Annotated in this window: 6 protein-coding genes and 1 rRNA gene; 2 read left to right on the top strand and 5 right to left on the bottom strand. The window is 71.3% G+C overall.

The genetic code is table 11. From position 1 onward, the window contains the following. A 5S ribosomal RNA gene (gene rrf, locus ACIPWY_RS18115) occupies positions 1-86 on the top strand; the annotation flags it as partial. A 107-nt stretch (positions 87-193) separates the two neighbouring features. On the opposite strand, the gene ACIPWY_RS18110 is transcribed toward rrf, so the two are convergent. The 4 genes from ACIPWY_RS18110 to ACIPWY_RS18095 form a co-directional block, all read right to left on the bottom strand. Further along, complete coding sequence (locus ACIPWY_RS18110; RefSeq protein ID WP_401533840.1) at positions 194-856, bottom strand: response regulator; 663 nt, start codon at positions 854-856, stop codon at positions 194-196. Continuing rightward, positions 853-2118: a sensor histidine kinase gene (locus ACIPWY_RS18105; RefSeq protein WP_401533863.1), complete on the bottom strand. Its 1266-nt coding sequence runs from the start codon at positions 2116-2118 to the stop codon at positions 853-855. The genes ACIPWY_RS18110 and ACIPWY_RS18105 overlap by 4 nt, the downstream gene beginning before the upstream one ends. A gap of 106 nt (positions 2119-2224) precedes the next feature. Continuing rightward, on the bottom strand, positions 2225-3028 hold the full coding sequence (locus tag ACIPWY_RS18100) for an ABC transporter permease (RefSeq protein WP_401533838.1): 804 nt from the start codon (positions 3026-3028) through the stop codon (positions 2225-2227). Continuing rightward, positions 3025-3954 (bottom strand): ABC transporter ATP-binding protein, encoded by a 930-nt coding sequence (locus ACIPWY_RS18095; protein ID WP_401533836.1) that lies wholly within the window; start codon positions 3952-3954, stop codon positions 3025-3027. Before ACIPWY_RS18095 ends, ACIPWY_RS18100 begins: the two co-directional genes overlap by 4 nt. A 104-nt stretch (positions 3955-4058) precedes the next feature. On the opposite strand from ACIPWY_RS18095, the gene ACIPWY_RS18090 reads away from it, so the two are divergent. Further along, on the top strand, positions 4059-4616 hold the full coding sequence (locus ACIPWY_RS18090; RefSeq protein ID WP_401533834.1) for a GNAT family N-acetyltransferase: 558 nt from the start codon (positions 4059-4061) through the stop codon (positions 4614-4616). 31 nt (positions 4617-4647) lie between these two features. Here the strand turns inward: ACIPWY_RS18090 and ACIPWY_RS18085 are convergent, their stop codons facing one another. After that, entirely contained in the window at positions 4648-6210 is a 1563-nt protein-coding gene (locus tag ACIPWY_RS18085) for a type IV secretory system conjugative DNA transfer family protein (RefSeq protein WP_401533861.1), read from the bottom strand. Between the last annotated feature and the right edge of the window lie 72 nt (positions 6211-6282).

Genomic DNA, 6282 nt, shown 5'->3' with positions numbered 1-6282 from the left:
GTTACATTCCGAACCCGGAAGCTAAGCCTCACAGCGCCGATGGTACTGCAGGGGGGACCCTGTGGGAGAGTAGGACGCCGCCGAACTAATTTTGATAAAAAGCCTCATTCCCCGAGTGAAAACTCGGGGAATGAGGCTTTTTTGCGTTCCCGACCGACCATAAAGCAAGCCGCAGTTTCACGCCTTCACGCCTTCAGGCCGGCTCCACCAGCTTCGCGTCGTACGCCAGGATCACCGCCTGCACCCGGTCCCTCGCCCCGGTCTTCGCCAGGACGCGGCTCACATGCGTCTTCACCGTCGACTCGGCCAGGTGCAGGCGTTGGGCGATCTCCGTGTTCGTCCAGCCCTGGGCGATGACCGTGAGGATCTCGCGTTCGCGGTCTGTGAGTGAGGCGATGCGCGGGTCCGGGCTCTGAGGAGCGCTCGTGGCCGGCAAGTGCTGTACGTACGCGTCGAGGAGACGGCGCGTCAGGCTCGGGGCGACCACCGCGTCCCCCGTTGCCACCGCCCTGATCCCGGACAGGAGATCCTCCGGCAGCGCGTCCTTGACGAGGAAACCGGACGCTCCCGCACGCAGTCCGTCGTACGCGTACTCGTCGAGGTCGAACGTCGTGAGGATCAGGACCCGGGTGCGGCCGCCGGACGCGACGATGCGGCGGGTGGCCTCTATACCGTCGAGGCCAGGCATGCGGATGTCCATCAGGACGACGTCCGGTTGGAGGCGTGCCGTGAGGCGGACCGCCTCGGCGCCGTCGCCCGCCTCGCCGGCGACCGTCAGGTCGTCCTGGCTCTCCAGGAGCATACGGAAACCGAAGCGCTGCATGGGCTGATCGTCGACGATGAGCACGCTGGTCACGGGGAGGGTTCCTTCGGGAGGTGGAGACGGACGCGCCAGCCGTTCGGGGGCGTGGGCAGCGGGCCTGCTTCAAGTGTGCCGCCGTAGAGGGAAGTTCGCTCGCGCATGCCGGTCAGGCCACGTCCGGAGCCGAGGTCCCGTGCCTGGCCTCCGCGGCCCGTGTCCGTGACGCTGACGCGTACCCCGTCGTCCCCGTACGTGACGTCGACGGCCGCGGCAGCGCCTGGACCGGCGTGTTTGAGCGTGTTGGTGAGGGCCTCCTGCACGACCCGGTACACCGTCAGTTCCTTTCCCGGGGCCAGGGAACCCGGGTGGCCGCGCAGTGCGAGGCGTACGGGCAGGCCCGCCGCGCGTACGCCGTCGACCAGCTGGTCCAGGTCTGTGAGGGCCGGCTGGGGTGCCAACTCAGGTGTGGGATCGGCCTCTTCGCGCAGGACGTCGAGGAGGCGGCGCAGTTCCGCGAGGGCCTGGCGGCTCGTCGTGGCGATGGCCTCCAGTGCCTGGCCGGCCCGTTCGGGGTTCTTGGCGGCCGCGTAGGAACCGCCGTCGGCGAGGCCCGTGATGACGGAGAGGTTGTGCCCGATGATGTCGTGCATCTCGCGCGCGATACGGGTGCGTTCCGCCGCCGCGGCGAGCTGGGCCTGCTGGTCGCGCTCGACCTCCAGGCGGCGGGCGCGTTCGACGAGGGACGACGTGTACTCCTGGCGGCTGCGGACCGCGATGCCGAGCAGCGCCACCAGGGTGATCGACCACACCTGCGGGACGATCTGCTGGTCCCAACTGCCCTTCGGGTAGCGGGCGACGCCCACGACGACGGGCAGCAGCGTCATCGCGCCGGCGCCGGCCAGGAGCTTGAGCGGTCGGCGCAGCGCGACGTTGAACACGACGATGAGCTGGACCAGCGCCGCCTGGAGGAGGGCGCCCGTCCAGCTGTTCACGACACCCGCGGTCACCATCACCGCGAGCGCCGTCATCGGGCGGGTGCGGCGCCACAGCAGGGGCACCGTCAGGGCGAGGCTCAGGCAGAGGACCAGTGGGCCGGGTACGTCGGTGTTGTGGGCGATGTTGCGCCAGCCGCCGCCCGTGTAGTCGATGAGGGCGGCGGTCACGAAGAAGCCGCTCAGGAGCAGGTCCCAGCCGAGCGGGCGGCGCCGGTCGAAGGCACGCACCCGCTCGGTGAGCCGCTGGACGTAGGCGGTGAGGGGGAAGGGGGCGCGCTCGGGCGGCCCCTGGGTCCTGTCATCCGACACTTCGTCCGTCACCTCGTCCACCGCCTCGCCCCTTACCTCGTCCGTCACCACTTCATCCTCGTACGGGACCGTCACGACCTCATCCTTGTACGGGAGAGGCTTCTACGGAGGCGGAGGGTCATACGTCGCGGCGCCTGAGGAGCAGGGCCGCCGTCGTGAGGATCGCCGCGGCCCACAGGGTCAGGGAGAGGAGGCCCATGGCGGGCGAGACCGCGTCGGCGAGCTGGGTGGCGGAGCCGAGGGATTCGGCGGACTGGGTCGGGAAGTAGTTGATGGCGCTGTCCACGGCGTCGTACGGGAGCATGCCCAGGATCTCGGGGAGGATCAGCACGGCGCCGACGAAGGCGCCGATGGCGGCCGGGACCGAGCGGAGCAGGGCGCCGAGGCCGAGCGCGATCAGGCTCATCAGGGTGATGCCCGCGGCGTTGCCCGCGAGGGCGCCGAGGACGCCCGGTCCGGTGAGCGAGGTCGCCTTGTCGCCGTCAGAGAGCCAGATCTGCGCGACGAGGAACGTGCCCACGTTCGTCACGAAGCCCAGGGTGAAGGCGACGGCGGCGAACACGGCGGCCTTGGACCACAGGACGGGCGACCGGCGCGGGACCGCCGTCAGGGAGGCGCGGATCATGCCCGTCGCGTACTCGCTCGCCGTGACCAGGATGCCGAGGACGGCGATACAGATCTGCGAGAGCTGGGTGCCGAGGAGGACGAACACGACCGTGTCGATCTCGGAGTCGTCGCCGTCGTACGTCGAGCCCATGGTGATGCCGACGGCGAGGACGAGGGCGCTCGCGACGGCGAGGGTGATCCATGTGGAGCGCAGGGTCCAGAGCTTGTGCCACTCGGAGCGCAGCACGCGGGGCGTGGTGACGCGGTAGGGGACGGAAGGGGTCTCAGAGTCCGGTGTTGTCACAGGGATGGTCATGCTGCCGCTCCCGTCAGGGTGGTGGCCTGGTACTCGACCGAGTCGTGCGTGAGGTCCATGAAGGCCTGCTCCAACGAGGCGGTCTGCGGGGTGAGTTCGAAGAGGGGGATGCCGTGGGTGGCGGCGGTGCGGCCGATGTGCGGGGCGTCCGTGCCCCGGACGTGCAGGGTGTCGGGGGACTCGCCGGTGGCCTCGACGCCGGGGGTGCCGGCCAGGAGCTCTTGCAGGCGTGCGGCTTCGGGCGTGACGACCTTGACGTAGGCCGCCCCTGATTCGCGTACGAGGTCGGAGACGGTGGTGTCGGCGAGGAGGCGGCCGCGGCCGATGATGATGAGGTGGTCCGCGGTCAGGGCCATCTCGCTCATCAGATGCGAGGACACGAGGACCGTGCGGCCTTCCGCGGCAAGGGACTTGAGGAGGTTGCGCACCCACAGGACGCCCTCCGGGTCGAGGCCGTTGACCGGCTCGTCCAGGATGACGGTGGCCGGGTCGGCGATGAGCGCGGCCGCGATGCCGAGGCGCTGGCCCATGCCGAGGGAGAAGCCCTTCACGCGCTTTCCCGCGACCTCGGTGAGGCCGGTGAGCGCGAGGACGTGGTCGACACGGGAGCGCGGCACGCCGTGTGTGTGGGCGATCGCCATGAGGTGGTGGAAGGCCGTGCGGCCCGGGTGGATCGAGCGGGCCTCCAGGAGCGCGCCGACTTCGTGCAGGGGCGCTGCGTGTGCGGCGTAGGCGCGGCCGCCGACGGTGGCGCGGCCCGAGGTGGGGGCGTCCAGGCCGAGCAGCATGCGCATGGTGGTGGACTTTCCGGCGCCGTTCGGGCCGAGGAAGCCGGTGACGGTGCCCGGGTCGACCGTGAAGGTGAGGTCCTGGACGACGGTCTTGTCGCCGTAGCGTTTGGTGAGTCCGTGTGCCCTGATCGTCATGGTTCGACGGTAGGAACAGGGGCGGGTGCGCGGCGTCCGACCGGGGTGGGGAGCTGCGGAAATGCTGTAGTACCCCGGTACGACGGTCCCGTAGGGTCCGCGCCATGGAGCCTGCCGAGAAGTACGCCGTGCGCCCTGTCCGTGCCGAGGAGTGGGAGGCGGTGCGGGAGCTGCGGCTCGCCTCCCTGCGGGACCCGGTGGCGCCGATCGCCTTCCTGGAGACGTACGAGGACGCGGTTGCGCGGCCCGACGAGTTCTGGCGGGAGCGGGCCGGGCGGTTCGAACTGGACGGTTCGGCGCGGCAGTTCGTTGCCGAGGGGGCGGACGGCCTGTGGTGGGGTGCCGTGACCGTGCGGGTGGAGGAGCCGGGGGAGACCCTCATGTTCGGCGACCCGGGCGAGGTGCGGCAGGCGCATCTCGTCGGGGTGTACGTGCGGCCCGGGTACCGGGGGAGCGGTGTGACCGAGGCGTTGTTCCTGGCGGCCGTGGAGTGGGCGCGCTCGCTGGCGGGTCTGGAGCGGGTGCGGCTGTACGTGCACGAGGACAACGCGCGTGCCCAGGGCTTCTACCGGCGCTTCGGCTTCGTCCGCAGCGGCGGGAGCCTGGCGGTGCCGGGCGACCCGGGGAAGTACGAGTACGAGATGGTGCTGGAGGGTCAGTAGCAGGATGGTGCTGAAGGGGCGGTAACAGGCCCTAGGGCAACGGGAGTTCGGTGTGCGGCCAGCGGGCTCTGCCCTGTTCCCGGGAGCGGAGGAGGGCCAGGGTCGGCAGACCCCGGTCCGCTCCGGTGGACAGCAGCTCCGGAAGCTGGGGAAGCGGAGCCACCGCGGCGACGTCGTCGAGGACGAGCGTCATTGGTGGGTCGAGCCGACCGGCAGATGACCGTTCGGCCATGCGCCGGCCGTGCTCGACCACGCTTGAGGCGAGGGCCGTGAGGAAGGGCATCGCGCCCGGGTCCGCCTTGGGATCCTCGATGGCTTCACCCACCACATAAAGCGTGCCCCCTTCATTCGCGAAGGAATCCAGGGTGAGCGCATCAGTTCGGTTCGGGGTGCAGGCCTCGCGGATGTGGACCGAGAGCATCGCGGACAGCGCGCGGGCCGTCAACTCCTGTGCCATGTCCCGGCGTTCGGGATGTGAGGTGAGCGCGGCCTCCAGCTCGCCCGCGGCGCCGGCCGCGGCCTTCGGGCTGGTACGCAGGATGCGTACGGCCTCCTGGACCTGGGTGCCCTGCGCCCAGCGGTGCACGTGCCGGAAAGGCTTCGCGTCCACGGCGGCGGCGTGCAGGAAGCTGCGCAGCAGCGTCTCCGCCGTGTCGGCCGTGGCCATGTCGAGTTTGGCGGTGGGCCGGATCGGGGCGAGGAACGCGGCAGCCCGGGACGCGGCCGTGGGCTTGTCCTCGCATCCCTGCGCCGGGTTCCAGTGGAGGCGGGCCGGGGTGTCGCACAGGTGGGTGGGGTCGTAGACGAGGACGGGGCCGAGCTTCGACCGGGCGTCCTTGGTCTCGGCCCAGACGTCGGGCGACGACGTGATGACGAGGACGGGACCTTCGGCGTCCCTGATGGCCTGGATGGCGCGCGGGGCGCGGGTCTCGGCGGCGCCGAGGACGACGGGGCCTCGGGGGGCGGGGACGGGCGCGGGGACGGGCAGGGGGGCGGTCGGGTGGCTCTCGTGGCTCTCGTGGCTCTCGTGCTCGATCGCGTGCTCGACCGCGGGCGGGGGGACGGGCGCCGGGGCCACGGGCGCCGTGGCGACGGGCGCCGGCTCGGGCGAAACCCCATCAGCCGCGCTGCCCCCGGCCCCAGCCCTGCCCCTGACCCCCGCCCGTCTCCTGGCCTCCGCCGCGCTCTGGCGCCGTACGGCCCGCCACCGCGCCACCGTCCCTGCGACGAACACCGTGAGCACGACCAGCACAAGGACCTGTCCGATGAACAGGCCCCAGAACAGCCCGTACCCGGAGAGCTGCCCGTCCGGGGTGTCCGGCCACGCGCCCGGCAGGTCGTGCGGGCGGCCGATGAGGGAGCGCATGGCCACCGGCGTGTGGCGGATCGTCACGCCGTCCGGCCAGGCGCCCTTGGAGAACAGGCCCGACAGGCCCGTCGCCGTCCAGATCATGACGGTCATGCCGAGCAGGAACGCGAGCACGCCGAGGAGCAGCCCGTCGGGAATGCCGCGTTCCCGTTCCCGCGGGGCAGGGCCGCCGCGGCCCCGCTCCCCATACCTGTCGTCCTGCTCGTAGGCGTCGTGCCGCCGCATCCCGCTCTCGCTCTCGCCGAGCCCCACCAGTAACTTCCAAGGCCTCAGGCCACCGTTGACTTCCCAGGCCTC

Origin of the sequence: Streptomyces sp. NPDC090032, from assembly GCF_044748025.1 — a bacterium.
GTDB lineage: Bacteria > Actinomycetota > Actinomycetes > Streptomycetales > Streptomycetaceae > Streptomyces.
Note: the sequence above shows the minus strand (reverse complement) of the source record. Positions and strands in the feature narration are given on the sequence as shown.